Origin of the sequence: Gordonia westfalica (assembly GCF_900105725.1) — a bacterium.
GTDB lineage: Bacteria > Actinomycetota > Actinomycetes > Mycobacteriales > Mycobacteriaceae > Gordonia > Gordonia westfalica.
Genome location: NZ_FNLM01000036.1, coordinates 755,293 through 781,076 on the forward strand (window position 1 = coordinate 755,293; position 25,784 = coordinate 781,076).

General features: G+C 67.8%; 24 protein-coding genes and 2 pseudogenes. 21 read left to right on the forward strand and 5 right to left on the reverse strand.

Translation table 11 applies throughout. The annotated features are described in order from the left end of the window. Positions 1-36 precede the first annotated feature (36 nt). Positions 37-1,533 carry an aldehyde dehydrogenase family protein gene (locus BLU62_RS29755; RefSeq protein WP_074854332.1) on the reverse strand — a complete coding sequence of 499 codons (1,497 nt, stop codon included), beginning with the start codon at positions 1,531-1,533 and terminating at the stop codon, positions 37-39. Between the two features lie 256 nt (positions 1,534-1,789). Here BLU62_RS29755 and BLU62_RS29760 point away from each other — a divergent pair, with 256 nt between their 5' ends. Further along, complete coding sequence (locus BLU62_RS29760; RefSeq protein WP_074854064.1) at positions 1,790-2,941, forward strand: HPP family protein; 1,152 nt, start codon at positions 1,790-1,792, stop codon at positions 2,939-2,941. A gap of 29 nt (positions 2,942-2,970) precedes the next feature. Here BLU62_RS29760 and BLU62_RS29765 read toward each other — a convergent pair whose 3' ends face one another. Continuing rightward, the gene (locus tag BLU62_RS29765; protein WP_074854065.1) at positions 2,971-4,608 is read right to left on the reverse strand and encodes a sigma-54-dependent Fis family transcriptional regulator; all 1,638 of its coding nucleotides are present in this window, start codon (positions 4,606-4,608) and stop codon (positions 2,971-2,973) included. A gap of 69 nt (positions 4,609-4,677) precedes the next feature. Here BLU62_RS29765 and BLU62_RS29770 point away from each other — a divergent pair, with 69 nt between their 5' ends. The 9 genes from BLU62_RS29770 to BLU62_RS29810 all read left to right on the forward strand — a co-directional run bounded on the left by BLU62_RS29770 (position 4,678) and on the right by BLU62_RS29810 (position 13,449). After that, positions 4,678-5,553, forward strand: coding sequence for an exodeoxyribonuclease III (locus tag BLU62_RS29770; RefSeq protein ID WP_074854333.1), 876 nt, complete (start codon positions 4,678-4,680; stop codon positions 5,551-5,553). A 163-nt stretch (positions 5,554-5,716) separates the two neighbouring features. After that, entirely contained in the window at positions 5,717-6,322 is a 606-nt protein-coding gene (locus tag BLU62_RS29775) for a DUF8020 domain-containing protein (RefSeq protein ID WP_074854066.1), read from the forward strand. An 84-nt stretch (positions 6,323-6,406) separates the two neighbouring features. Beyond that, positions 6,407-7,069 carry a class I SAM-dependent DNA methyltransferase gene (locus BLU62_RS29780; RefSeq protein ID WP_074854067.1) on the forward strand — a complete coding sequence of 221 codons (663 nt, stop codon included), beginning with the start codon at positions 6,407-6,409 and terminating at the stop codon, positions 7,067-7,069. 10 nt (positions 7,070-7,079) lie between these two features. Continuing rightward, positions 7,080-7,883, forward strand: a complete 804-nt coding sequence (locus BLU62_RS29785) for a hypothetical protein (RefSeq protein ID WP_074854068.1) — start codon at positions 7,080-7,082, stop codon at positions 7,881-7,883. A gap of 412 nt (positions 7,884-8,295) precedes the next feature. Next, complete coding sequence (rpsL, locus tag BLU62_RS29790) at positions 8,296-8,667, forward strand: 30S ribosomal protein S12 (protein WP_004020596.1); 372 nt, start codon at positions 8,296-8,298, stop codon at positions 8,665-8,667. 6 nt (positions 8,668-8,673) lie between these two features. Next, positions 8,674-9,144, forward strand: coding sequence for a 30S ribosomal protein S7 (gene rpsG, locus BLU62_RS29795; RefSeq protein ID WP_005199940.1), 471 nt, complete (start codon positions 8,674-8,676; stop codon positions 9,142-9,144). Positions 9,145-9,235: 91 nt separating this feature from the next. After that, positions 9,236-11,341: an elongation factor G gene (gene fusA / locus BLU62_RS29800; RefSeq protein ID WP_074854069.1), complete on the forward strand. Its 2,106-nt coding sequence runs from the start codon at positions 9,236-9,238 to the stop codon at positions 11,339-11,341. 110 nt (positions 11,342-11,451) lie between these two features. Continuing rightward, positions 11,452-12,642, forward strand: a complete 1,191-nt coding sequence (gene tuf, locus BLU62_RS29805) for an elongation factor Tu (RefSeq protein ID WP_005199938.1) — start codon at positions 11,452-11,454, stop codon at positions 12,640-12,642. Positions 12,643-12,798: 156 nt separating this feature from the next. Next, positions 12,799-13,449, forward strand: coding sequence for an SHOCT domain-containing protein (locus BLU62_RS29810; RefSeq protein WP_244278438.1), 651 nt, complete (start codon positions 12,799-12,801; stop codon positions 13,447-13,449). Positions 13,450-13,512: 63 nt separating this feature from the next. Here BLU62_RS29810 and BLU62_RS29815 read toward each other — a convergent pair. Further along, a pseudogene (locus tag BLU62_RS29815) lies at positions 13,513-14,046 on the reverse strand (AMP-binding enzyme); the annotation flags it as partial. Between the two features lie 18 nt (positions 14,047-14,064). On the opposite strand from BLU62_RS29815, the gene BLU62_RS29820 reads away from it, so the two are divergent. Continuing rightward, on the forward strand, positions 14,065-14,754 hold the full coding sequence (locus tag BLU62_RS29820; RefSeq protein ID WP_084811985.1) for a TetR/AcrR family transcriptional regulator: 690 nt from the start codon (positions 14,065-14,067) through the stop codon (positions 14,752-14,754). A gap of 5 nt (positions 14,755-14,759) precedes the next feature. After that, the gene (locus BLU62_RS29825) at positions 14,760-15,494 is read left to right on the forward strand and encodes an alpha/beta fold hydrolase (protein ID WP_074854071.1); all 735 of its coding nucleotides are present in this window, start codon (positions 14,760-14,762) and stop codon (positions 15,492-15,494) included. Here the strand turns inward: BLU62_RS29825 and BLU62_RS29830 are convergent. After that, a complete protein-coding gene (locus BLU62_RS29830) occupies positions 15,462-16,811 on the reverse strand; it encodes an IS30 family transposase (protein ID WP_425284598.1) in 1,350 nt (449 codons plus the stop codon). The two genes, BLU62_RS29825 and BLU62_RS29830, sit on opposite strands and share 33 nt — an antisense overlap. 239 nt (positions 16,812-17,050) lie before the next feature. Beyond that, on the reverse strand, positions 17,051-17,989 hold the full coding sequence (locus BLU62_RS29835; RefSeq protein WP_074854072.1) for an oxygenase MpaB family protein: 939 nt from the start codon (positions 17,987-17,989) through the stop codon (positions 17,051-17,053). Positions 17,990-18,087: 98 nt separating this feature from the next. Between BLU62_RS29835 and BLU62_RS29840 the strand changes: the two genes are divergently transcribed. From BLU62_RS29840 to BLU62_RS29880, 9 genes and pseudogenes are all read left to right on the forward strand, one after another. Beyond that, entirely contained in the window at positions 18,088-19,077 is a 990-nt protein-coding gene (locus tag BLU62_RS29840; protein WP_074854335.1) for an o-succinylbenzoate synthase, read from the forward strand. Positions 19,078-19,182: 105 nt separating this feature from the next. Then, complete coding sequence (locus BLU62_RS29845; RefSeq protein ID WP_074854073.1) at positions 19,183-20,520, forward strand: cytochrome P450; 1,338 nt, start codon at positions 19,183-19,185, stop codon at positions 20,518-20,520. A gap of 4 nt (positions 20,521-20,524) precedes the next feature. Continuing rightward, positions 20,525-21,172: a TetR/AcrR family transcriptional regulator gene (locus tag BLU62_RS29850; RefSeq protein WP_074854074.1), complete on the forward strand. Its 648-nt coding sequence runs from the start codon at positions 20,525-20,527 to the stop codon at positions 21,170-21,172. 78 nt (positions 21,173-21,250) lie between these two features. Next, entirely contained in the window at positions 21,251-22,186 is a 936-nt protein-coding gene (locus tag BLU62_RS29855) for an SDR family oxidoreductase (RefSeq protein WP_074854075.1), read from the forward strand. Positions 22,187-22,195: 9 nt separating this feature from the next. Then, entirely contained in the window at positions 22,196-22,795 is a 600-nt protein-coding gene (locus BLU62_RS29860; protein WP_074854076.1) for a hypothetical protein, read from the forward strand. Then, complete coding sequence (locus tag BLU62_RS29865) at positions 22,792-23,301, forward strand: hypothetical protein (protein ID WP_074854077.1); 510 nt, start codon at positions 22,792-22,794, stop codon at positions 23,299-23,301. Before BLU62_RS29860 ends, BLU62_RS29865 begins: the two co-directional genes overlap by 4 nt. Before the next feature lie 5 nt (positions 23,302-23,306). Next, positions 23,307-23,951, forward strand: coding sequence for a hypothetical protein (locus BLU62_RS29870; protein WP_074854078.1), 645 nt, complete (start codon positions 23,307-23,309; stop codon positions 23,949-23,951). Next, on the forward strand, positions 23,948-24,511 hold the full coding sequence (locus BLU62_RS29875) for a hypothetical protein (RefSeq protein WP_074854079.1): 564 nt from the start codon (positions 23,948-23,950) through the stop codon (positions 24,509-24,511). Before BLU62_RS29870 ends, BLU62_RS29875 begins: the two co-directional genes overlap by 4 nt. Before the next feature lie 65 nt (positions 24,512-24,576). Beyond that, positions 24,577-25,781 (forward strand): annotated as a pseudogene (locus tag BLU62_RS29880) (NAD(P)/FAD-dependent oxidoreductase). Positions 25,782-25,784: the final 3 nt, after the last annotated feature.

The following is a 25,784-nucleotide window of genomic DNA, read 5'->3' on the forward strand; positions in this document are numbered from 1 at the left end:
CTTTGCACTAGAGGGATCTGGGGGAGTGGAAGCGGATCAGAGAGCGATGTTCACGGCCTTGGTCTGCGTGTAGAGATCGATCGCCGACGAGCCGAGTTCGCGCCCCCAGCCGGATTGCTTGTATCCGCCGAAGGGCATCGCGGTGTCGAAGCCGTTGTACTGGTTGACCCAGACCGATCCCGCCTGGATCTGGCGGGCCGTTCGATGTGCCTTCGACAGGTCGGTGGTCCAGATGCCTGCGGCGAGACCGTAGATCGAGTCGTTGGCGGCGGCGGCCACCCCGGCGTCGGCGTCGAAGGGCAGCGCGGCGACGACCGGGCCGAAGATCTCCTCCTGCACGATCGAGAAGCTGGGTTCGACGTCGACGAACACCGTCGGCTCGATGAAGAATCCCTCATCGCCCCAACGCTTTCCGCCGGTCAGTGCACGCGCTCCGTCGGCGAGTCCGGCCGACAGGTAGCCGGACACGCGGTCGAACTGCTCCTGGCTGACCAGCGGTCCGAGTTCGGTGGCGGGATCGAGGCCCGGTCCGATCTTCGCCTGCGAAGCCGCTTCCGCGACCGCCGCGGTGAAGTCGTCGAAGATGGGGCGCTCGACGAAGAGTCGGGTGCCGGCGACGCAGCACTGGCCGTGGTTGAACATCCACGCGGCCACCGAACCGGCCACCGCCTTCTCGAAATCGGCGTCGGCGAAGACGATGTTGGGGCTCTTGCCACCGAGCTCCAGCGAGACCTTCTTCAGATTTCCCTTCGCCGCCTCGACGATCTTCTTGCCGACCTCGGTGGACCCGGTGAACGCGATCTTGTCGACGTCGTCGTGTGCGGCCAGTGCGGCGCCGGCCTCGCCGAATCCGGCGACGATGTTGACCACGCCGGGCGGGAAGCCTGCCTCGTCGAAGATCTCACCGAGCAGCAGTGCGGTGAGCGGGGTCTGCTCGGCCGGCTTGAGGATGACGGTGTTGCCCGCGGCCAGCGCCGGCGCCAGTTTGAAGGCGGCCATCAGCAGCGGGAAGTTCCACGGGACGATGAGCCCGCACACCCCGACCGGTTCGCGCAGCGTGTAGGCGTGGAACTCGCCGCCCGGCACGAAGGGCATCGAGACGTCGACGGTCGACCCGGTGATCTTGGTGGCCAGGCCCGCGTTGTAGCGGAAGATGTCGGCCGCCCAGGCGGTGTCCACGGCGGTGGCGATGGTCGCGGCCTTGCCGTTGTCGAGTGCCTCGAGCTGACCGAATTCGGCGGCGCGCTCGGACAGGAGATCGCCCACTCGCCAGAGCAGACGTTCGCGCTCGTTCGGCTTCATCCGGGTCCACGGTCCGGAATCGAAGGCCTCGCGGGCGGCGCGGACCGCACGGTCGATGTCGGTGGCGTCGCCATGGGCGACCGAGGTGAGCGGGCGTGCGGTGGCGGGGTCGATGGTCTCGAAGGTGCGGCCGGATGCGGACCACACCCACTCCCCGCCGATCAGCATCGGTCGGTCGTGGCCGATGAAGTCGCGGACTTTCGGGAGCAACTCGGTGGCGACTGCGGTCATGGGAACCTCCTGGGCAGGCGCTCGTCGCCGGTAGCGAAGCGAGCGGGTCGAGATGAGTCGGTCAGGGGTGATCTGGGTCATAGCTGTGACCTGACTCATTTCTGCCACCGATCGGGCCGGTCGCCGTGTCCAGAAACTGAACACCTGGCGTCGGTGTGCCGGTCGCCGGGAACCGGAGGTCGAGAAAAGTGCGGTCGGCGTCGTCGCTAGCGTGTCCGGGGGTGGCGCTCGCCGCCGTCGTGCAGGAAAGGAACCGATGGCAGTGCGCGTGGCCGATCGATTGCGGGGTGCGTTGCAGTCCGTGGGGCCGTCGCCGTCGCCGGTGTCGCTGCGCGAGGCCGTGCGCGCAGGTGCCGGATCGGCGCTGGGCCTCGGGCTCGTCGGACTCGTACTCGCGACGTCGGGTGTCGACCTGCGGACGGGGCTGTTCCTGATCGCGCCGTTCGGGGCGTCGGCCGTACTGCTGTTCGGCGCGCCCAACAGCCCGCTCGCACAGCCCTGGTCGGCGGTCGTCGGCAACACGGTGTCCGCGCTGGCCGGGGTCGCGGTGACGCTGGTGGTGTCGCCGGGTCAGCTGCGCATCCCGCTCGCCGTCGGCGCCGCGGTGATGGCCATGGTCGCCTGCCGCGCGGTGCATCCGCCGGGCGGCGCGGTGGCGATGACCGCCGGACTCAGTCCGGACGTGATCGGAGCACTCGGATTCCGGTTCGCGCTGGCCCCGGTCGCGGTGGGGACGATCGCGCTGGTCGTCCTCGCGGCCGTGTACGCGCGTCTCACCGGACGCCGGTATCCGTACCGCCGATTCGACGACGAGTCGTCGGCCACCGCGCGGATCGGGCTGGACGAGAACGAGTTGACCGACATCCTCGACCGGTACAGCCAGTCCCTCAACCTCGGTGTCGCAGACCTCGCCCGACTCATCGGCGCCGCCGAACTCCAGGCCGCGGGTCACCGCGCGGGTCCGCTCGTCGCAGGTGACGTCATGTCCCGGGGGCTGGTGACCGTCGGACCCGATTCGACGCTGACCGACCTCGCGCAGATGTTCGACACCCACCGCTTCACCTCGCTGCCCGTGGTGACGCGCGGCGGCCGGTTCCTGGGTGTCGTCTTCCAACTCCATCTCGTCTCCCGTCTACGCGGGGGGTCGGCACAACGCGGTTCGGACCGCCGGTTCGGCCGCCTGCTGCGCCGGGACGGCACCGTCCTGACGGCCGCCGACGTCATGGACACGACCCTGCCGTTCGCGGCGCCGGATACGCCGGTGACCGCGCTGTTGCCGATGCTCGCGGACAGCGGCTGCGACGCCGTGCCCGTGCTCGACGGGGATCTGCTGGTCGGCATCGTCACGCAGACCGATCTCATCGCCGCGCTCGCCCGACAGACCCTGGCCGATCCGCTCGTCGACTGACGTTCGGCCCGGTCCCATCGCGGTACTCCCTAGATCCCGAGTGCTCGCATCCGCGCGTACAACGTGGTGCGGCTGATGCCGAGGTCCCGCGCGGCGTGGACCTTGTTGCCGCCGGAACGATCGAGCGCATCGACGATCGCGGTGCGTTCGGCCTGTTCCCGGCCGGAGAGATGCGCCGCCCGACTCGTCGTCCGGTAGGCGGCCGGCAGATCGGCGGTCTCGATCACGCGTGCCGTCCGGTGCCGGCACGATTCCGCGGCGCCCCGCAGGACCGCGATCAGCTCGGTGAGGTTCCCGGGCCAGTCCTGGCTGAGCAGCGCATCGGTCGCCGGACCGGACAGCGTGAGCTCCGGATCGATGTCACCGAGGATGCCGCTCGCGATGGCCGCGAGCTCTGAGATGCGGTGCCGCAGAGGCGCCGGGTCGACGCGGGTCGCACATCGGCCGAGCAGCGCCGCGACCGTGGGACCCAGCTGCGCGCGCGGGCCGCTGACGAGGATCAACGGGGTCGCCGCCGGAGTCGGCGCGGCGGCCCTGGTGAGTAGAGCCACCGACCTGTCGTCGAGCAGGTCCACGCCGTCGATGACCAGCGGCACACCAGAGGATCGGGCGCGCGTGAGGAACGCCGCGACGTCTGGTTGCCGGCCGGCGATCAGCTCGTCGGCGACGTCGATGATCACGGCCCCCTCGGAAGCCAGTTCGAGGGCCAGGGTCGTGCGTCCGGTGCCCGGCTCCCCGGACACGGCGACGGTCGTCGGTGAGGGCCGGACCGGAGTCGGTCGCGTCGGCGTCGGCGCGGCGAGAGGGCGGAACCGGAAGAGCGCGGCGCCGCGGGTGCCGGCCACCGGTTCGACGGCGATCTCGACCTCGGCCCCGGAGACGAGGGTCAGCGGCAGCGTCGTCGTTCGGAGAGCGGGATCGGTGGCGATGGCGCGGAGTGCACCGATGTCGGTGGGGGAGAGCAGTTCGGCGGCCAGGGCATTCGTGAGCTGCAGGTCGTCGCCGACGGCGGCGACCGCGACGTCGCGTCGTGGGGCGGCGCGCTGGAAGGCGTCGAGCACCCGCCGCTGGTGTGCGCGGGAGCGGTCGAGCAACCGGTCGGCGATGTCGGCGACGATGCCGTCGACCACCGGCACCGCGAGCGGGTTGATCCGGTCGGCGATCTCGGACATGCAGATGATCCCCGCCAGACGGCGGGTCGCGGGATGGATGATCGGCTGGCCGTAACAGCTGATCGACCGGAACTGTTCGAGGTAGTGCTCGGTGCTGTTGACGATCACCCCGCCGCGCGTCTCGGCGGGGGTGCCGAGCGCGGTGGTCCCGACGATGTCCTCGCCGAACGGGACGCCGGGTGCGGCGCCGATCGCATCGAGCCGGCGTTCGACGGTCGTCCCGAACGCCACCCGGGTGACCATGCGGCACTCGTGGTCGACCAGCAGCAAGGACACGTCGGTCTCGGCGAGACGCGCGGCGGCGTCGTCGAGTACGGGCCGCGCCGCGTCGAGCAGGGGATCGGCGGAACCGATGTCGTGCAGGCGGGCCGGGGTGTTGTCCTCCGGTCTGACTCCCGACAGCGCCGACCGTCGCCACGAGTGCTCGATGACAGGGCGGTGTGGCGTTTGATCGGACCGGAACGAGAGAGTGTCGATGACACCAACGTGACACACATCACCGCCGAAGGAAAGCCCGGATGCCGGGTGCGAATCGGCGTCGGTGCGTCGTACTACCGTGGGCGCATGCGCGTCGCGACCTGGAATGTGAACTCGGTGAAACAGCGGATTCCGCGCCTGCTGCCCTGGCTCGACGAACGGCGGCCCGACGTCGTCTGCCTGCAGGAGACCAAGCTCTCCGACGACGCATTCCACGAGGCTCTCGGCGCCGATCTCGCCGAACGAGGGTACGAGATCGCGCATGCCGGGCAGGGCCAGTGGAACGGCGTCGCGTTGCTGTCGCGGGTCGGGCTCGACGACGTGCAGGTGGGTTTCGACGGCATGCCGGGCTACCCCGATCCGGAGACGCTCGAGGCGCGCGCGGTCTCGGCGGTGTGCGGCGGTCTGCGCATCTACTCCCTCTACGTCCCCAACGGCCGCACCCCCGACTCCGATCACTACACCTACAAACTCGAGTGGCTCTCGGCGCTCGCGCAGGCGGTGACGGAGCCCTCGTCGACGCTGCTCTGCGGTGACATCAACATCGCGCCCGCCGACGCGGACCTCTTCGATCCCGATGCCTTCGTCGGGCACACCCACGTCACCGCGCCGGAACGGGCTGCACTCGCCGAGTTCGCGGCACTGGGTCTGCGCGACGTCGTCCGGGACCGCTGGCCGGATGACCGGGTCTTCAGCTACTGGGACTACCGTGCCGGAATGTTCCACAAGGACCTGGGCATGCGGATCGATCTCATCCTGGCGGGCGAGTCGGCCGCCGGCCGGGTCGAGGCGGCCTGGATCGACCGCAAGGCGCGCAAGGGCAGCAAGCCCAGTGATCACGCGCCGGTCATCGTCGACCTCGACGAGGCGCCCGACGGCGACATCGGTCCGGTGGTCCCGCCGCCGTCGAATCCGGCGAAACCCGGTGGCGCGAAGGTGAAACTGCCCCAGACCCCGGAGTGATCCCGCTCACGATTCTCAATCCTTTTGCACGGCAATGTGATTCGTCGACCCGTCGGGCAGGATTGGCCTGTTGAGACGATTGCGGGAAGGTGCCTCTTCTCCGATATGATCACCGCGGCCCGAGCACGGGCCGAAAGATCCTCGTGAGAAAGAGAATCCACACATGAAGCACCTCAGGGCAGGGATCATGGCGCTGGCCATGATGGGTGCAGTACTCATCGCCGTCCCCGTTGCGACGGCACACGCGGCACCGGCGACGGTGGCGCTCCCGACGGCGTCCGCGGCGATCGCCGCGGACCACAAGAGCGTGATCGTCGACGTGCGCGGGGGCAGCGTCGTGGTCAGCCCGGCGGGGGCGCTCCAGATCCTCGACGGTCGCGGCCGCACCGTGTCGTCGATGCCGCTGTCGGGGCGGATCGACGGGTTCACCGTTCCGCTGCGCGCCGCGGTCAGCGCGGACCGGTCGCAGGCCACTCTGACCCCCACGGTCAGCCCGGACCTCCGTGCGCTGCTCGATTCGGCAGCCACCGACGCGGCCAAGCAGAAGCGTCTGACCAAGGCCCAGCGCTACGACATCATGTGGGCGGAACTGAACAAGGGCTGGCGGGGGAACACACCCCTGTACACGCTGGTCGGTGGCCTCGTCGGCTTCATCGTCTTCGGCTGGATCGGTGCCGGCGTCGGCGCGTTCATCGGTGCCTACATCGGTTACGGCGAGTCGAACCCGAAGGCCTGGCCGTCGGTCGTCGCCTGGTTCAACACCCCGTAGTCGACTCGGATCGACACGCCGCCGCCCCCGGTCCGATGGCCTCGGACCGGGGGCGGTGTCGTATCGGGGTCATATCGTGGGCGCATGCGCGCCGACCCCATCGATCGACCGGCCGACCTCGACGCCGTCCGCGCGTCCTATGACCGGGTGGCCGACGCCTACGTCCGACTGGTGGTCGACACGGGAATCGGCGACCCCCGGTGCCGTCCTTGGCTGAAGGCCGCACTCGACGCGTTCGCCGAATCGGTGGCGGGCATCGGTCCCGTACTCGACGTCGGCTGTGGACCCGGGAGAGTCACCGCCTATCTCGCCGAGCGCGGACTCGACGTGGCCGGCGTGGACCTCTCGCCGCGCATGATCGACAATGCGCGTCGCCTGCACCCGTCCTGCCGTTTCGAGGTCGGCTCGGCGACCGACCTGGATCTCGCCGATGCATCGCTGGGCGGCGTCCTGGGTTGGTGGTCGTTGTTCAACCTCCCGCGGCACGTTCTCCCGCAGGTGCTGGCCTCATTCGCCCGCGCATTGATGCCGGGTGGCTGCTTCATCACCGGCACCCACACGGGCGAGGAGGACGTGCGACGCACCGAGGCCTACGGCGGTCCGGTCGAGTGGACGACCCATCAGTGGTCGCCGGAGAAGTACGTCGGATTGATCGAGCAGGCGGGCCTGCGCCCGGTCGCCGAGCTCCGGCTGCCCGCCGACGAACACGTCGGGCCCGGTCTGGTCGTCATGGCCGTACGGGACTGAGGGTCACTCGATGCCGAGACGACTCCTCATCCGGATGGCCCGCGGCTACGGGCGGTTCCTCGGCGTCGTGCTGTCGCTCGCCCGTCGGGTCGGAGGTCGACGTCTGCCGGCGGGACCAGGGCCGACCGCCGGGTTGCTCGTGGCCGCGCACGTCGCACTCGTGACGGTCTGGTTCGGACCCCTCGGGCTCGCGATCGCGGTGATGGCGGGCCTGGGCGCCGGGGTCGTTGCCGGCCTCCTCGTCCGGCACCGTCCGCTCTCCGACGACGAACGGCGGACGGCCGAGCTCGTGTTCGGGCCGGCCGAATGGCTCGACGACGTGATCCTCACCGATCTGGCCGGACGCGGCGCCCGGGCCTTCACGCTGCCCGCCGTCGACGGACGGGTCCTCTGCAATCTCGGCGCGACGTTCGACGCCCCGCTGGGTCCCGGACCCGCGGCCTATCCGGTGCCCGGCCAGCTGCTGATCCACGAACTCGTCCACGTTCGGCAGATCGTCGGCGCGCGGTCGCCGGCGGCGTTCCTGGCCGACGCGTTCGCGGTTCAGGCGCGACACGAGCTCGGTGAGAACGTCTACGGCCTCCGGGGGCCGGGTGATGCTCACCACGCATGGCCCGATCACAACCTCGAACGCCAGGCGACGATCGTCGACCGGTGGTTCGGTGGTCAGAGTTCACCGACCGGGCGGCCGAGAGACCCGGAGAGCTCCTTCGCGGCCTCGATCGCGCAGGTCCGGGGCCGGAATCCGGGACGGTCCGGCGGTGGCAGGGCCGGGCTTCACGGAAGCCTCGACGCGCCGGGTTCCGGGGTGTAAGAGTGGAGAAGGTAATGCCATGCCCCAGCGTGTTCGGACCCCAGCGCGCACGACCTGTTCATCTGCAGGTCGCGCGGAGGATCCGTTTTTTGACCTGTGCAAACCCGATCGGTAGAGTGGATCGTCGGTGCCCGGCCCATGCTGGGCCAGTCCGCATGCCCGGCCGACGGCTCTCGAGCCGGCCCTGAGATCGATGAGAGATCAGGGCGGGGTGGCAGGAAGGACTGACAAGCGAATCCGCTGTCGAGTGTATGACACGCCCGACCTCGGGGTAGCGAAAATGTACTGACCAGTGTGAATGCGCTGGTGGGGCGAGTTGTGGAAGCGCGCCGGAGACCGGTGTAGAAGCCGAGACCCGCGAGCTTGCCCGGAGCACCAACCACGACTGACAACAAAGAGGAATGAACACCTAGTGCCAACTATCAATCAGCTGGTCCGCAAGGGCCGTCACGACAAGGCTGCAAAGACCAAGACCGCGGCTCTCAAGGGGAGCCCGCAGCGTCGTGGCGTGTGCACCCGCGTCTACACCACCACCCCCAAGAAGCCGAACTCGGCTCTTCGTAAGGTCGCCCGTGTGCGTCTGACCAGCTCGGTCGAGGTCACCGCGTACATCCCCGGTGAAGGCCACAACCTGCAGGAGCACTCGATGGTGCTCGTCCGCGGCGGTCGTGTGAAAGACCTCCCGGGTGTGCGCTACAAGATCATCCGCGGCTCGCTCGACACCCAGGGTGTCAAGGACCGCAAGCAGGCCCGTAGCCGCTACGGCGCGAAGAAGGGGAACTGATAAGTCATGCCACGTAAAGGACCCGCACCCAAGCGCCCCCTGATCAACGACCCGGTCTACGGTTCGCCGCTGGTCACCCAGCTGGTCAACAAGATCCTGCTGGACGGCAAGAAGTCGACCGCCGAGCGCATCGTCTACGGCGCGCTCGAGCAGGCCCGCGAGAAGACCGGCACCGACCCGGTCGTCACCCTCAAGCGTGCGCTCGACAACGTCAAGCCCACCCTCGAGGTGAAGAGCCGCCGCGTCGGTGGCGCCACCTACCAGGTGCCGATCGAGGTCAAGCCGAACCGCGCCAACACCCTGGCGCTCCGCTGGCTCGTGACCTTCAGCCGTCAGCGTCGCGAGAAGACGATGGTCGAGCGTCTGGCCAACGAGCTGCTCGACGCCTCCAACGGCCTCGGTGCTTCGGTGAAGCGCCGCGAGGACACCCACAAGATGGCCGAGGCCAACCGGGCGTTCGCGCACTACCGCTGGTGATCACTGCCGGCCGCGGTGGCCCTTTCCGGGTCACCGCGGCCGGACTCACCTCAGACCCAACAGCTCTCTAGCGAAAATGCGAGGCGATTAAGTGGCACAGGAAGTGCTCAGCGACCTGAACAAGGTGCGCAACATCGGCATCATGGCCCACATCGATGCCGGCAAGACCACCACGACCGAGCGAATCCTCTTCTACACCGGTGTGAACTACAAGATCGGTGAAACCCACGACGGTGCCTCGACCACCGACTGGATGGAGCAGGAGAAGGAGCGTGGTATCACCATCACCTCCGCGGCCGTGACCTGTTTCTGGAACAAGAACCAGATCAACATCATCGACACCCCCGGACACGTCGACTTCACCGTCGAGGTGGAGCGAAGCCTCCGCGTCCTCGACGGCGCCGTTGCCGTGTTCGACGGCAAGGAAGGCGTCGAGCCGCAGTCCGAGCAGGTGTGGCGTCAGGCCGAGAAGTACGAAGTTCCCCGTATCTGCTTCGTCAACAAGATGGACAAGCTGGGCGCGGACTTCTACTTCACCGTCCAGACCATCAAGGACCGCCTCGGCGCCAAGCCGCTGGTCCTGCAGCTCCCGATCGGTGCCGAGGACAACTTCGACGGCGTCGTCGACCTCATCGAGCAGAAGGCCATCACCTGGCGCGGCGTCGTGCCGACCGGTGCCGAGCCGACCATCGAGGAGATCCCGGCCGACCTCGTCGAGAAGGCTGCCGAGTACCGCGAGCAGCTCCTCGAGACCGTCGCCGAGTCCGACGAAGCCCTCATGGAGAAGTACTTCGGCGGCGAGGAGCTCACCGTCGACGAGATCAAGGCTGCGATCCGCAAGCTGACCGTCTCCCGCGAGCTCTACCCGGTGCTGTGTGGCTCCGCGTTCAAGAACAAGGGCGTCCAGCCCATGCTCGACGCCGTCATCGACTACCTGCCGTCCCCGCTGGACGTGCCGTCGGTCGAGGGCCACGCCGTGGGCAACGAGGACGAGATCCTCTCGCGCAAGCCGTCCGCCGACGAGCCGTTCTCGGCTCTGGCGTTCAAGATCGCGGCTCACCCGTTCTTCGGCAAGCTGACCTTCGTGCGTGTCTACTCGGGCCACATCACGGCGGGCACCCAGGTGCTCAACGCGACCAAGGGCAAGAAAGAGCGCATCGGCAAGCTCTTCCAGATGCACGCCAACAAGGAAATGCCGGTCGAGGACGCCACCGCGGGCCACATCTACGCGATGATCGGTCTCAAGGACACCACCACCGGTGACACCCTCTGCGATTCGGCGAACCCGATCGTGCTCGAGTCCATGAGCTTCCCGGACCCGGTCATCAACGTCTCGATCGAGCCGAAGACCAAGTCCGACCAGGAGAAGCTGGGCACCGCGATCCAGAAGCTCGCCGAAGAGGACCCGACCTTCTCGGTCAAGCTCGACGAGGAGACCGGCCAGACCGTCATCGGCGGTATGGGCGAGCTCCACCTCGACATCCTCGTCGACCGCATGAAGCGCGAGTTCAAGGTCGAGGCCAACGTCGGCAAGCCGCAGGTGGCGTACCGCGAGACGATCCGCAAGACCGTCGAGAAGCACGAGTACACCCACAAGAAGCAGACCGGTGGATCGGGCCAGTTCGCGAAGGTCATCATCAAGCTCGAGCCGCTGGTGGACGCCGAAGACGGTGCCACCTACGAGTTCGCGAACGCCGTCACCGGTGGTCGCGTCCCGCGCGAGTACATCCCGTCGGTGGATGCCGGTGCACAGGACGCCATGCAGTACGGTGTCCTCGCCGGTTACCCGCTGGTCAATCTGAAGGTCACCCTGCTCGACGGTCAGTACCACGACGTCGACTCCTCGGAAATGGCCTTCAAGATCGCCGGCTCGCAGGCCCTCAAGGAAGCTGCGAGGATGGCCGGCCCGGTCATCCTGGAGCCGATCATGGCCGTCGAGGTCACGACTCCCGAGGATTACATGGGCGACGTCATCGGCGACCTGAACTCCCGCCGTGGCCAGATCCAGGCCATGGAGGAGCGCAGCGGTGCACGTGTCGTGAAGGCACAGGTGCCGCTGTCGGAGATGTTCGGCTACATCGGAGACCTTCGGTCGAAGACCCAGGGCCGGGCAAACTACTCCATGGTGTTCGACTCGTACGCGGAAGTTCCCGCGAACGTGTCGAAGGAGATCATCGCGAAGGCAACCGGCGAGTAATCGCCTCGAGCTCGAGCAATCCGCGCTGGCCGACAAAGCGGGCGCACATCGTAAATCAGTAAATCTCCTGCTGGGATCCGCCCAGCAGCAACAGTCCAGGAGGACACAAAGTGGCGAAGGCGAAGTTCGAGCGGACCAAGCCGCACGTGAACATCGGCACCATCGGTCACGTCGACCACGGCAAGACCACCCTGACCGCTGCCATCACCAAGGTGCTGCACGACAAGTACCCGGAGCTCAACAAGAGCTTCGCGTTCGATCAGATCGACAAGGCTCCTGAGGAGAAGGCGCGCGGTATCACGATCAACATCTCGCATGTTGAGTACGAGACCGAGAAGCGTCACTACGCCCACGTCGACGCCCCCGGTCACGCCGACTACATCAAGAACATGATCACCGGTGCTGCCCAGATGGACGGCGCGATCCTCGTGGTCGCCGCCACCGACGGCCCGATGCCGCAGACCCGCGAGCACGTGCTGCTGGCCCGCCAGGTCGGTGTGCCCTACATCCTGGTCGCCCTGAACAAGGCCGACATGGTCGACGACGACGAGATCATCGAGCTGGTCGAGATGGAGGTCCGCGAACTGCTGGCCGCCCAGGACTTCGACGAGGAAGCTCCCGTCGTCAAGGTCTCGGCTCTCAAGGCTCTCGAGGGTGACCCCGAGTGGGCCAAGTCCGTCGAAGAGCTCATGGCAGCTGTCGACGAGTCGATCCCGGATCCGGTTCGCGAGACCGAGAAGCCCTTCCTCATGCCCGTCGAGGACGTCTTCACCATCACCGGCCGCGGCACCGTGGTCACCGGTCGTGTGGAGCGCGGCGAGGTCAATGTGAACGAGGAAGTCGAGATCGTCGGCATCCGCGAGAAGAGCACCAAGACCACCGTCACCGGTATCGAGATGTTCCACAAGCTCCTCGATTCCGCACAGGCAGGCGACAACGCCGGTCTGCTGCTCCGCGGCCTCAAGCGTGAGGACGTCGAGCGCGGTCAGGTCATCGTGAAGCCGGGCACCACGACCCCGCACACCGAGTTCGAGGGCCAGGCATACATCCTGTCCAAGGACGAGGGCGGCCGTCACACCCCGTTCTTCAACAACTACCGTCCGCAGTTCTACTTCCGTACCACGGACGTGACCGGCGTCGTGACCCTCCCCGAGGGCACCGAGATGGTCATGCCGGGCGACAACACCGAGATGAGCGTCAAGCTCATCCAGCCGGTCGCCATGGACGAGGGCCTGCGTTTCGCCATCCGCGAGGGTGGCCGCACCGTTGGTGCGGGTCGAGTCACCAAGATCACCAAGTGATCTTGTCCTGACGCACTGACTCACTGAGTCGACGAAGGCGCCCCAGCCGCGAAAGCGGTTGGGGCGCCTTTGTCGTTGGCGGTGGTTGTCGTTCGGGGACGGTCTTGCACCACACAAAGCCCTGCTCGGAGCGCGGTGGACGAATACAGTCCCCGCATGACCATGTTCGGGGAATCGGGTGCCGGGCCACGTGTCTCGTCCCATCTGACGGGCGCGGTGGGCACCTTTCTGTTCGTGATGCTGTGCGGGATCGTCGGACCGATCTTCCTCGCCTGCTACTTCCTCCTCGACCTGCCGGACACCGAGTGGATGCTGTGGACGGGACTCGGGGTCACGCTGCTCGACGTCCTGATCGGCGCGGGACTGGCGTGGATGCGATATCGCGGCGGAATCCGATCCGACCGGCTGCGCGCGACCGGGGTGCGGGGCATCGCCGAGGTCACCTCGATCGGCCAGACCGGCGTCGAGATCAACAACCAGCCGCTGATGACGCTCGGCCTGCGGATCGGCGGGGGCGGCCTGGTGCCGTTCGAGGTGAACACCCGAAAGGTCGTGCCGATCTTCCAGCAGCCGCTGTTGTACACCCGACGGCTCGCGGTGATCGTGGACCCCGACACCCAGGAGTTCGAGATCGACTGGGAGGCAACGGCATCGGTAGTCGGTCAGGGGTCGTCGGCCGGTTTCTCCGCGGGTGACACGCGTACGGTCGCGGACCGGCTGTCCTCGCTGGACGACCTGCACCGGAGCGGCGCGCTGACCGAGGACGAGTACCGACGCGCCCGTGACCGTATCGTCGACGAACTCTGAGGACGAAAAAGCCCGCCGACGATCGACTTCTCGCGGTCGATCGCTGGCGGGCGTAGAGAAGGGTTACTGCGTGTCCGTGTACAGGTCGCCGTACTCGCCGCGCATGTTCTTCTTGTCCAGCTTCCCGACGCTGGTGCGCGGCAGGCGGTCGACACGGATGATCGTGTCGGGCAGCTGCCACTTGGCGAACCGGTCGACGAGCAGCGCATGCACCTCGTCGATGTCCAGGTCTTCGCCGTCGGTGGTGGCCACCAGGACGACCGGGCGCTCCTGCCACTTCGGGTGTTCGACGCCGATGACGGCTGCCTCGGCCACGCGCGGGTGGGCCATGATGGCGTTCTCCATGTCGATCGACGAGATCCACTCACCGCCGCTCTTGACGACGTCCTTCAGGCGGTCGGTGAGCTTCAGGTAGCCGTTGCGGTAGATCACGCCCATATCGCCGCTCCGCCAGTAGCCGTCGAGGAACTTGTCGGCGTCGTCGGCGAGGTTGTGGTACCGCTCGGTGATCCACGGGCCCCGGAACAGCAGTTCGCCCTGGCTGACCCCGTCGTGCGGCAGGTCGTTGCCATCGGCGTCGACGACGCGTACGTCAACGGGGGAAGGTGGTCAGGGGTGACAGACCCGCGCATGAGTCCCGCGGACCTGACCGCGAAGGCGAAGATCCGGAACGCGGCGCTCGACCTCTACGCGGGTCAGGGCGAGGGGCGGGTGTCGATGCGTGCGGTCGCCGCGGCGGCCGGGGTCACGGTCGGGCTCGTTCAGCATCACTTCAAGACCAAGGACGGACTCCGGAACGCGGTCGAGCAGCTCATCGTCGACTGTCACGCGCAGGCGATCGCCTCGGCGCCCACCGACGGCACGCCGGCCGAGGTACGAGAGGCGAGGGACCTCGCGGTACGTCGGATGCTGGTCGAGCACCCGCCGGTGGTCGACTACCTGCGTCGGGCCGTGCTCGATCCGTCCGGTGAGCACGGGGCGCTGATCGGTCGTCTGACCGAGTTGACCAGGTCCGAGGTCACCAAGTCGCGTGAGTCCGGTCTGGCGTCGACCGATCGGTCCGAGGCGGTTCAGGTGCTCAGGGTGATGGTGCGCCAGCTGGGTGGCCTCTTCCTGCAGCCGATGGTCGACGCCGTCTGGGCGGGCGTGGACGGGGTCGACACCGCCGACGCGGACATGCCCCTCCCTGAGGGTCACCGTGGTCGAACGGGACCCCGAACGCCTCGACGATCCTGCTTGAGGCGTCCGCGCGGACGCCTGCTGTCGGGTGTGACGAGGGGCGCAGGGCGATCTTTCGTACCCTGATCTGCATGCATGTGCTCAGTCGACGTGCCGAACCCGACCTCGCGGTCCGGGTGGCCGGTGAACCCGACCGCGGGGTGCCGGTGGTCCTCGTCCACGGGATGGCGTCGGATCATTCGACCTGGCGTCCGCTCGCCGCCGCATTGCGCCGCGAGGGTCGCGACGTCATCAGTGTCGACCTCCGCGGGCACGGTCGCAGCGGCCGTGCCGGTGGCCCGTACCGCCTCGACGACTTCCGCGACGACCTGGTCTACGTGCTCGACAATCTGGGGATCCACATGGCCGACGTCGTCGGGCACTCGCTCGGCGCGCACACCGCGCTGCGGCTCGCGATGTACGAGCCCTCCCGCGTGCGCAGACTCGTCCTCGAAGAGGTTCCGCCGATGCCACGCGACGAGGCCGACCTATCCGAGGGCATCACCATGAGGGCAACCCTCGGCGAGCAGGTCTGTGGACTCCTCGCGCTGGCGCGGAACCCCTTGCCGGTCATTCGGTTCGACGGCCGGATGGGGGACGAGATCGTCGCCGAGTTCGACGTCTGCGCACCGCAGTGGTGGTCGGAACTACCGCGGGTGAGTGCGACGACGATGGTGATCTCGGGTGGGGAGAAGAGCTTCCTCCCGCCGCGACATCTGCAGTCGGTCAGCGAGGCGCTCCCGGATTCACGGTTCGTCACCATCGATGCGGGGCACAGCGTGCACCGGGCGGGTTCAATCGGTCCATGCAACACCGGGTTGTTGTAGTGAGTGTAACTGTCCTTCAAAGACTTCGGCGGGGGTCTTCCAGCCGAGGGCCTTTCGGGGACGGTTGTTGAGGGTGTATGCGATGGCTTCGAGGTCGTTTGCAGACCACCGTGACAGGTCAGTTCCCTTCGGAAAATATTGGCGCAGCAGCCCATTAGTGTTCTCGTTGGACGGTCGCTGCCACGGTGAATGCGGATCGGCGAAGAACACCTGCGTTCCGGTATCCATCGCGAACTGGGCATGAGCGGACAGTTCCTTACCGCGATCCCACGTTAACGTCTTGCGCAACTGCTGCGGCAGCGCCGCTATCGACGCCGTCAGTGCCGCGTTCATCGCGATGGCGCCGTAGCCACCGAGTGCCGGCCCGTTCTTCACCGGCGGTTGCTCACCCCACCCTTGCAAGCGTGGGAGATGGACTAGAATCGTTGCGCGACTGCGCCGTTCGACAACAGTGCCGATAGCCGACCGACCCACACCGATGATGAGATCACCCTCCCAGTGGCCGGGGACAGCACGGTCGTGGGCCTCAGGCGGGCGCTGGCTGAGGACGACATCGGAGGTGACGTGACCCTGCGGCTTGTTGCGTGAGCGAGCACGGGGCTCCCGTAATGCCCGCCCGGTCCGCAGGCACGCCACCAACTCGCGTTTGAGCGCGCCACGGCCCTCGATGAACAGGGATTGATAGATTGCCTCATGACTGATGCGCATGGATTCATCATCGGGGAAATCGACCCGCAGGCGCTGGGAGATCTGCTCCGGACTCCATGCCAGAGACCACCGCCGGTCGGCCCGGTGCGGCTTGTTGAGCCCCTTCCACGGCGGCGGCGTGGGGCCGGCGACGATCGTGCCGTCGGGGCTACGGACAGTGCCCGCCAACCGCTCCTGCACGTACTCCCGCAACTCGACGTTGGCCACGAGTTTCGCTGTTTTCGGGCGCTTGGCGGCCTGCTCAGCTTTCCACTGCGCCACCGAGGCTCGATACTCACGTTTCCCACTCCTGGTAGCGGAGTTGCGGCGCAACTCACGCGAAATCGTTGCCGGACTGCGTCCGATCTGCCGAGCAATCTCTCTCACACCACACTGTTGGGCGCGGAGCAGCGCGATCTCTTCCCGTTCAGCGAACGACAGGTAACGACCCGCCGGCTCGTCCAGACTCAGTGGCGTCATTCCGCCAGCGTGGCGGAACCACCGCGACCCCACCGGCACCGACACGCCGACCGCCACCGACGCCTCCGCCGTGCTCATCCCCGTCGCGATCAACCCCCAAAACTGACGTTGCACCGCCCGCGACGGCTCGGGCCGGCCCGGCGAACGCATCGCCGGCCGCAACGCACGATCAGCTCGCCACTGCCGACGAACCCCCGTGGGCGCATCGCTGGTCTTCTTGCTCCAGTCTGCTGTAGCCAAAGCCAACACCTCCAAGATCAAGGTGTTGCGACGACAAGTTGAATTCACCCCGTGACCGACGGTCGGAGTTCATCCGACGCGTCGAGGAGTTCCTGGGACCCATCGTTCCCTGAGGTGCGAGCGATGCGAGCCTCGAAGGGCCTGGGACGCTAGGCCGCCGGCTTGTTGTGCAGCGGGCGCGGGTCGACACCGACCTTCTGCCACGCCTCGTAGGCCCACGGAACGTACAGGGTCTTCAGCGGGAGCTTGTTGAACAACGGGTTGATGGCGCGCATGAACGCGGCGAAACGCTGGAAGTTCTTCTCCTTCTTGTCGTTCCACTCGAGGCCGCAGACGTCACGCATCTGCTGCGGGAGAGTCCCCACGATGACCGTGCGGATGAACGCGTTGAGTGGAGCCGACAGCACCTTCCACACCGGTGCGGGGATCTTCTTGGGACGCGGCAGACCCTGACGGATGTAGCCGGTCGCGTAGACGATCGTCTTGTGGGGGATGAATCGGTCCAGCATGTCGTCCCAGTAGGCGACGAACTCCTCATAGGTCTCCGGCTGCCCGCGGTCGCTGACACCGTAGAGCTGGTACCAGACCTTGCTCTCCTCGAAGATCTGCACCTTCTCGGCGTAGCTCAACCGGCGGATGAAGGTGTCGGTGATGAAGAGGACCTGATCGACGAACGTCGCGTGCGCCCAGTAGAACAGCTCCGGGTTGAGCGCGTGGTAGCGCGAACCGTCGCTGATGGTGCCCTTGATGTCCTTGTGGAAGTCGCGCACCGTCCGGCCCCACTTCTCCGGTTCGGTGCTGTAGACGGTTTTCATCACCGGCGGGCCCGTGCGCTTGGCGCGGCCGAGGAAGTCGCTGAAGATCACCGAGTGGTCGAGGACGGCCTGGCCGAGCTGCTCGATGCAGTTCTCGGTGCCGGCCAGACGCTGGAAGCCGAGAATGCCCCGGGAATCGCCGTAGAACTTCCACACGAGTGAGTCGGCTCCGAGTCGAGGACGCACGATCTCGCCGGCGGTGTCCGGGGTGTCGTCGACGATCATCGGTTCCGCCTCGCGGATACCGGCATCGAATCCCTGGTTGACTGACATGAGAGCGAGGGTAGCGGACTTGGAACAAACTGTGAAGGTTGTTCCATCGATTTCCACAACCCTCGTTCACAAGTGATCTGGTGGACCAGGAGGAAGCGATGCCCGGCGGCGGCGTGAACAGCGAGTGGGAACTCCCTGATGTGGAGGACCTGCTGGCCACGGCGGTGGTCGTCCGACTCCCCATGCGCACCCGGTTCCGCGGGCTGACCGCCCGCGAGGCGATGGTCTTCGCCGGTCCCGCGGGCTGGGGTGAGTTCGGGCCCTTCGTCGAGTACGACGACGCCGAGGCCTCCGCGTGGTTACGGGCCGGGATCGAGGCCGCCTACCTCGGTCCACCGCTCGCGGTCCGCGACGCCGTGCCGGTGAACGCCACCGTTCCCGCGATCCCGGCCGAGGATGTGGCCGATCTGCTGAAGCGATATCCCGGGGCCGGTACGGCGAAGGTGAAGGTCGCCGAACCCGGCCAGACCCTCGACGACGACATGGCGCGGGTCGAGGCCACGCGTGAGGTGATCGGACGTGTCCGCGTCGATGCGAACGGCGGCTGGTCGGTCGACGAGGCGATCACCGCGCTGCGCGCGATCGGCGATGTCGAGTACGCCGAACAGCCCTGCCGCACAGTCGAAGAGCTTGCGCAGGTGCGGCGGGCGGTCGAGGTCCCGATCGCCGCCGACGAATCCATCCGCAAGGCCGACGACCCGCTCCGGGTCGTCGCGGCGGACGCCGCCGACGTCGCGGTGGTGAAGGTGGCGCCGCTCGGCGGGATGCGTGCGACGCTCGAACTCGCCGACACCCTCGGTCTCGACGTCGTGGTGTCGAGTGCGCTCGACAGCGCGGTCGGCATCGCGGCCGGGGTCGCCGCGGCCGCGGCCCTGCCTCGCCTGGACCTCGCCTGCGGCCTGGGGACCGGTTCGCTCCTCGCCGCGGATGTCGCACCCTCGTTCCGGATGCGCGGCGGCGTCGTCGAACCGCGGTGGTTCGGTCCCGAAGAGCCGATCGCTGCCGGGGCGCACGCCGCGCCGGAGGATCGCCGGCTGTGGTGGCGGGACCGGTTGCGACGCTGTCATCACCTGCTCGCCGACGCCTGACGGTTCCATCCCGCGCTAGGAACGTCTTTGCCGATTTGTCTCAACATGGTCTAGTATGCGATGTGGATCACATTCCGCAGGGTTCCGATTCGGAGGGAGACGGCCATGGCATCGGTACTGGCGACCCCGCCCGCGGGTAGCAACCTGCAGGCCATCCCGTGCTCGGGCCGCAACAGCATTCTCGAGATCATGTCGATGCGTCGCGACCCGTTCGCCTTCGCCGACCGTCGTCGCGCGCAGTTCGGCAGCGTTTCCGGGCTCAACGCGTTCGGTGTGCAGATGGTCGTCACCGGAAACCCGCGCGCCGCGCAGGAGTTGCTGATGAACAAGGACCGGGCCTTCGCCAACGGTCCGGCGTGGAGCTATTTCATCGGCCCGTTCTTCAACCGCGGCGTCATGCTCCTCGACTTCGACGAACACCGTCACCACCGGCAGATACTGCAGCAGGCCTTCAGCACCACCGCGCTCAAGGGCTACATGCAGGAGATGCAGCCCATGATCGCCGAGCGCATCGCCGACTTCCCGGTCGGTTCGGTGAAACTCTTCGACCAGTTCAAGGCGCTCACCCTCGATGTCGCGCTGGAGGTCTTCCTCGGGCTGAACCTGCCCAGGGACGAGGCCGACCGCATCAACAAGGCGTTCATCGACACCGTCCGCGCGGGTGTTGCCTACGTGCGCAAACCCGTACCCGGAGGGCGCTGGTGGAAGGGCCTGCGGTCCCGCAAGGTTCTCGAGGAGTTCTTCTACGCCAACATCGCCGCCAAGCGGGCCCGGGAGACCCCGGACCTCTTCTCGGTGCTGTGTCATGCGGAAAGCGATGAGGGACATCGCTTCTCCGACGAGGACGTGGTCAACCACATGATCTTCGTGCTCATGGCTGCCCACGACACGTCGACCATCACGATGACCCAGATGGCCTACCACATGGCCAAGGCCCCCGAGTGGCAGGAACGGGCGCGCGCCGAGTCGCTCGAACTCGGACCCGAACTGGGCTACGACGGTCTCGCGAGCATGACCGCGCTCGACCTGGTGATGAAGGAGTCGCTGCGGCTGTGTCCGCCGGTGCCGGCGCAACCCCGGATGGCCATCAAGGACACCTCGGTCGAGGGCTTCTACGTTCCGAAGGGCACGATCGTCACCACCTCGTCCCTGTCGGGCCAGCGGGATCCGGAGTTCTTCACCAACCCGGACATGTTCGATCCCGAGCGGTTCTGTCCCGAACGCGCCGAGGACAAAACGCACCGGTTCGCCTGGATGCCATTTGGTGGTGGCGTTCACAAATGCATCGGCCTGTATTTTGGCCAGATGGAGATCAAGACGATCATGCATCACCTGCTGCGCGGGTACGAATGGTCGGTCCCGGCCGACTACGAGCTGCCGATGGACTACAGCGCGCTGCCCGTGCCCAAGGACAAGCTCCCCGTGACCCTCCGACGCCGGTGATCGCGTGTCGGACAATCTCGTGAAGGACTCCTTGAAGAGCGCGGTGAAGGGGAGGGGCGCACGCACGTCCACCCGCAAGGTGCGCAACACCGCGAGCCCGGCCGACCAGGAGGCGGCGATCCTCGCCGCCGCCGCGTCGGAGTTCGCCGAGGCCGGAGTGCGCCGCGCCAACATCGACGAGGTCGCGGCGCGCGCGGGCGTCAGCCGCAGCACCCTGTACCGCCGCTTCCCGAACAAAGAGGCGCTCCTGTACGCCGTCGCCACCGACGCCTATGAGCGGGGAATGAAAAGGCTCGAGGAATCGGTCCGGGGGATGGGCCCCAAGGACGCCCTCGTCGAGGCGTTCGCGGTCGGCGCCGAGCTCGTGATGTCGGATCCGCTGTTGAGCCGGATCGTCCTCACCGACTCGGAGATCAAGAGCGTCACCGCGAAGATGACGTCGCTGTTCATCGACATGGTCACCGACCGCGTGGCGGCCACGCTGCGCGACGAGGGTGCCGAGATGCCCGTCGAGGATCTGCTCGAAGCCGTCGAGATCCATGTGCGCCTGGTGATCTCGTTACTGGAAACGCCGCCGTCGGACCCGGCCCGCACCGAACCGCAGCGGGTTCGCGACTTCGCGGCGAAATTCCTCGCCCCGATGATCTGGTGACCGGCGCCTGACGTCGGGCGGCCCGCGAGGCCCGCCATCCGCTTTCGATTTCCACATCAACCACCCGAGGGGGAACCAATGAGCCTGCGCGACAAGCTGTCCCGGACACCCGACCACGACGCCATCCGGGCGGCGTGCAAGGACAAGGTCGTCGTCATCACCGGTGGTGCACGTGGTATCGGCTTCGAGACCGCGACGCAGCTGTTCCGGGCGGGTGCGAAGGTGGCCATCGGCGACGTGGACGGCGAGGCGGTGGGCAAGGCCGCCGCCGATCTCGGTATCGAGGGCGTCGAGGTCGACGTCACCAAGCGGGAGTCCTTCGACGCATTCCTCTCCGAGGTCGAGTCGCGGCTCGGGCCGATCGACGTCCTCGTGAACAACGCCGGGATCATGCCGGTCGGTCCGTTCCTGTCCTACGACGACACGATCATCCGCCGGACCTTCGACATCGACGTCCTCGGCGTCATCATCGGCTGCCAGGAGGCGGCCCGACGCATGGCACCGCGACGCACCGGCCACATCGTCAACATCGCGTCGACCGCCGGCCGCATCCCGACCCCCGGTCTGACCATCTACAACGGCGCCAAGGCCGCGGTGATCGAGTTCTCCGAGGCGCTCGGTGCCGAGCTGGAGCCGGAGGGTGTCACCGTCAGCGCCGTCCTGCCGACCTTCACCCGGACCGCGCTGATCTCCGGGCTCCAGACCAACAAGTTCATCCAGACGGTCGCACCGGAAGAGGTGGCGGCGATCGTCGTGGAGACCATCGCCAAGCCCGTGACGCGCGTGTACGCCCCGCGCTCGATGCGCTGGGCCGACTCGAGCCCGCTGTTCCCGCAGGCGATGAAGCGGTTCAGCCGCAAGCTCACCAAACTGGACTCGATCTTCCTGAGCCCCGACCAGGAGGCGCGCGCCGCCTACTCGAGTCGCATCCGTGGTGAGAAGGTCGTTGACCCGGCGCCGGGTGCGGAGCGAGCGGGCCGATCTGACAAGGAAAGCACGCGCCTGTCGTCGTAGGGGAGCGAGATGGCGTTGTGGAACGGGGCGACGAGCGCGCCGGAGATCGCGGCCGCGCGTACGGCGCGGCGCGATCTGCGTGAGGCGCTCGACGAGTTGCACGCCGTCGAGGTCGAGGCGGGGTTACGCCGCCCGGTGCCGCGGCGCCGGCTGATTCTGGCCGCGCTGGTGGCGATCGTCGCCGTCGTCCTGGCCGGGATCGCGGTGGTGGCCTGGACCGACGCGCGGAATGCCTACACCGACGATGATTTCGAGCGGGCAGCGGCCGAACGCGTCGGTGTGTTGATCGCGCCGGACCATCGTGATCCGAGCCGGGCGCGCAAGATCCTCGCGGGCGCGACCGGCGCCTTCTACGACGAGTTCGCCCAATCCGCGGACAGTTACAGCGCTTTCGTGCAGGCCAATGGATCGGTCTCCGAATCGTCGGTCGACGGCACGGGGGTCTCCGCCCGGGAGGGTGACAATGCAACGGTTCTCGTCGCGGCGACCGTCGTCTTCGACACGGGTGGCGGGGCCGGGGACGGTCAGGCACGCCGATTCCGGCTGCGCGTCCTCGTGACCCCGGACGACGGTTCGCTGAAACTCGGGGCGGTGCAATACCTTCCATGACGTCAACCGGTTACATCTCGTCGCGGGCGGGAGCCGTCCGAGTTCTGGTGGCAGCGCTGGTGCTGGGAGTCGCGCTGTTCGCGGTGGGGTTCGCGTGGCGGTCGTACTCCGCGGGAGAAGACCTGCAGCACAGCCGTGAGCAACTCCGCGACCGTGCGGGAACGATCGTCGCCGACGTCTTCTCGGTCGATTCGGCACGGTGGCAACAGGATCGGTCGCGGGCCCGCGAGCTCGTCGCCCGCGACTTCCTCGACAGCTACGGCGCGCAGCTCACCCGGCCGCCGGAGCCGGGGACCGTCTCCGTCGTGTGGCGGCCCGAGATCGTCAGCGTGGTCGACGCCGATGCCACCGAGGGGAAGGCCCTGATGCGGGTGGCGGTGACCGTACGGGCCGGCGCGCCAGCCGAATCAGAACCCTCCGCGACGACGGTCCGCCGCTCGGTGCTGGCCCGCTTCGTCCGTGCCGACGACACGTGGCTCCTCGCCGCAGCCGATGTGATCGGGTGAGGCCGATGACCGACTCGACGACGACCGCACGTGTGCAGCTCGCCCGGGTTCGGGTCGACCAGGCGACCCGCACCGCGCGCACGACCCGGATCGCCGCCGCACCGGCGCTCCGAGAGCGCGCCGTGCGACGAACACGGCTCCTACGGATGGTGCTCATGGGGGTGGCGGGGATCGTCGCGATCCTCGTCGTCGCGGGTGTCGTCCTGGGGTGGCAGATCCGCGGGCAGCGGGCAGAGGCCGATCTGCAACGCGAGGTACTGGAGTCGGCGCGTACCGCGGTCACGGCGATGCTGACCGCCGACCCGGCCGACGCCGGCGCGTACGTGGACGGGGTGCTCGCGGTGAGCGCCGGGTCGCAGCGGGACCGCATCGCGACTGCGCGTGACGCTCTTGTCGCGGAGGTGCGGTCACAGACCGGACGCAGTGTCGGACAGGTGGTCTCGGCCGGACTGGTGACCGATCCGACATCCGGCGACACCGGCACCGCCGTGGACGTGCTCGTCGTCGCCGACGCCACGAATCCGCTGCTGCTGGGGTCGGGTGATGCCGGGGACGCGGCCGTCGACGCGACCGCGGAACGGATCACGGCGCTGATCACGATGGAACGTACCGGCGACGGCTGGAAGATCGCGGAGGCGCGACGACCATGACCGAAACCCTGAAGCCGCGCCCGAGCCGCCGGCAACGCCGCCGCATCGGTGCGCTGGTCGTCGTCACGGTCGTGGCTCTCGTCATCGCCCTCGTCGCCTGGATCGGGGTGTTGCGGTCCGCTCCCGAGCTCGACGAGGCCGAGCGTGCGGCGATCCTGTCCGCGGCCGGCGGCGCGGTCGGCGCGCTGATGACGTTCGGACCGGGCGATCCGCCTGACCAGCGACGCCGGACCGACGCGCTGCTCACCGATCCGTTGCGCCTCGAGTACCGCAACCGGGGGACCGACGTCGTCCTCGCGGGAGCGCGGGGTTCGTCGATCACGATGGTCGGACGGGTCGTCGGCGCCGGCCTGGACGACAGCGCCGCGGACCGGGCGCGGGTCCTGGTGTTCGTGGATCAGACGGTGTCTGTCGCAGACGGGCAAAAACCTATAGGCTTTAGGGCGCCTGCCGGTGCGGACGGTGAGACAACCCCTACCGCAAGGTGGGCACTTATGCGTAAGGTCGACGGGAATTGGCTGTTGTCCGACCTGCAACCGGTCGGAGACGTAACCCGCTGAGGCAGTCGCCAGGGACGCGACAGGTGTCCCTGGCTGAAGGGTGTCCGCGGTGAGAGGGGACGAGAATGAGTGGATCAGGCGCGGGCGTAGTGGTCGTCGGGGCGGGTCTGGGCGGGATCAGGGTCGCGGAGAACCTGCGCAACAACGGGTTCGCCGATCCGGTGACCCTGGTCGGTGCCGAAACGCACCCGCCCTATGATCGCCCGCCGCTGTCGAAGTCGGTACTGCTGGGCAAGGACGATCGCGTCGACCTCAAGCCCGAGGAGTTCTACGGCGAGAACGACATCGCCCTTCGTCTGGGCTCCGCGGTGACCGCGGTCTCGCCGGCCGACAAGACCATCACGCTCGCCTCCGGTGACACCGTCGCCTACGACACGCTGGTGCTGGCCACCGGTCTGGACCCGCGGCCGTTCCCGGGTCTCGCCGACGCCGTGGCCGGTGTGCACATGATCCGGACCTACGACGACGCGGTGGCGCTGCGTGGCGAGATCGACTCCGCCTCGACCGCCGTGGTCATCGGCGCCGGGTTCATCGGCTGTGAGGTGGCCGCGAGCCTCACCGCCCGCGGGTTGAGCGTCAGCCTCGTCGAACCGGCCCCCACCCCGCTCGCGGTGGCGCTCGGTGAGCAGATCGGCACGCTGGTCTCCCGGCTCCACACCGACAACGGCGTCGACCTGCGCACAGGTGTCGGGGTCGCCGAGATCGTCGTCGCCGAGGACGAGGGCGGATCCCGGGTGCGGGCGGTCAAGCTCGCCGACGGCACCGAGCTCCCGGCCGACATCGTCGTCGTCGGCATCGGTTCCACCCCCGTGACGGGTTACCTGGAGGGCTCCGGGATCGACCTCGCGCCACGCGAGGTGGGCGGCGGGATCGCCTGCGATGCAACCGGACACACGAGCGCCGAGGATGTCTTCGCCCTCGGCGACGTCGCCAACTGGCGCGACGAGGACGGCACCCCGCACCGTGTCGAACACTGGAATCACACGGTCGAGCAGGCGTCCGTGGTCGCCCATCAGATCACCGGTGGCGACGCCGTGACCGCGGCGGTGTCGTACTTCTGGAGTGACCAGTTCGACGTGAAGATCCAGGTCCTCGGCGCCCCCGCGCCGACGACACCGTGCACCTCATCGACGACGACGGCAAGAAGTTCGTGGCCTACTACAGCCGTGACGGCATCCTCACCGGCGTCGTCGGCGCCGGCAAGGTCGGCGCGGTCATGAAGACCCGGCCCAAGCTGCAGACCCCGACACCCATCGCCGACCTCCTGTAGGAC